Origin of the sequence: Catenovulum agarivorans DS-2, from assembly GCF_000568405.1 — a bacterium.
Classification (GTDB): Bacteria; Pseudomonadota; Gammaproteobacteria; order Enterobacterales; family Alteromonadaceae; genus Catenovulum; species Catenovulum agarivorans_A.
Genome location: NZ_ARZY01000093.1, coordinates 1 through 1,307, shown reverse-complemented (window position 1 = coordinate 1,307; position 1,307 = coordinate 1). Strand labels below are relative to the sequence as shown.

1 protein-coding gene and 1 other annotated feature are annotated in these 1,307 nt (G+C 42.1%); the gene reads right to left on the bottom strand.

Translation table 11 applies throughout. The features are described 5' to 3' along the window. Positions 1-39: 39 nt before the first annotated feature. Positions 40-1,256, bottom strand: a protein-coding gene (locus DS2_RS19325) for an IS3 family transposase (protein WP_152537655.1) whose coding sequence is annotated in 2 segments (ribosomal slippage) — positions 40-968 and positions 968-1,256 — 1,218 coding nt in all. Because the reading frame shifts where the segments join, the coding sequence is not laid out codon by codon here. Further along, positions 862-978 (bottom strand) — a sequence feature (AL1L pseudoknot). Its footprint overlaps the gene before it by 117 nt. Positions 1,257-1,307 lie beyond the last annotated feature (51 nt).

The window sequence follows — 1,307 nt, the reverse complement described above, 5'->3', positions numbered from 1 at the left end:
TGAATCACCCCACCTTTATCGGAGGCAATGTTATTTGAGTCATGCTGCATGATCTGACTCAATTTGTCGATAGTAATTGTCTTCAAATTCCTTTGGCGGTAAGTCACCAATTGAGCTTAAGAGACGCTGGTTATTAAACCAACTTACCCAAGTTAACGTTGCTCGTTCAACTTCATCGATACTTTTCCAAGGTCCTTTATGATGAATGACCTCAGCTTTATACAAACCATTTATCGTTTCGGCTAATGCGTTGTCGTATGAATCACCAGTACTGCCAACTGATGCGTTAAAGCCCGCTTCACTTAGGCGTTCAGTATACTTTATGGATAAATATTGGCTACCTCGATCACTATGATGGGTTACACCTTTGGGTTTACCTCTAGCCCATAAGGCTTGCTCTAATGCATCTAAAACCAAATCAGTTTGCATTGTTTTTAATACTCGCCAACCTACGATAAATCGAGAAAAAACGTCAATTACAAACGCTACATAAACGAAGCCAGCCCAAGTGCTCACGTAGGTGAAATCAGCCACCCACAACTGGTTTGGTTTGTCTGCTGTAAACTGCCGATTTACTAAGTCTAAAGGTTTTTCAGCGCTTTCATCAGGTATGGTCGTTATACATTTTCTTCCACGCCTTACACCAACCAACCCCATGCAAGACATGAGTCTGGCTATCGTGCAGCGAGCCACTTGAAACCCTTCACGTTTCAGTTGAAGCCATACTTTTCTGGCACCATAAACAGATTGATTATCATTCCAAACTCTGAGTATTTCAGGCTTTAAAGCTTCATCACTGTGGTAGCGTGCACAGCGTTCTTCGGGATATTGATTCAATCTTTTATAGCGATAGTAGGTTGATGGTGCAATTGGTAAGTGTTCACAAATTGGCTCGACACCATAAAGTTCACGATTTTCGTCAATAAATTCAACCATTATTTCGGTTTGCGGTCGAGCTCCGCCTGGGCGAAAAAAGCTGCTGCTTTTCGCAGTATTTCATTTGCTCGTTTTAATTCTCTATTTTCGCGTTCTAGCTCTTTCATTCTATTGGATTCGTCAGTGGTAACTCCTGGCTTTGTGCCAGAGTCGACTTCTGACTTTTGAATCCAGCCTCTCAGGGTTTCAGGCGTACAGCCAATTTTAGACGCTACTGATTTTGTAGCTGACCATCTCGAAGAATGTTCATGTTCGCCAGTTAGAACCATTCGAATGGCTCGCTCTCTGACTTCTGCTGAATAATTAAATCTCTTGTTCATTTGCTAATCCTCTCAAGAAAATTAGCCTCCGACAAGTTCGGGGTGATTCAT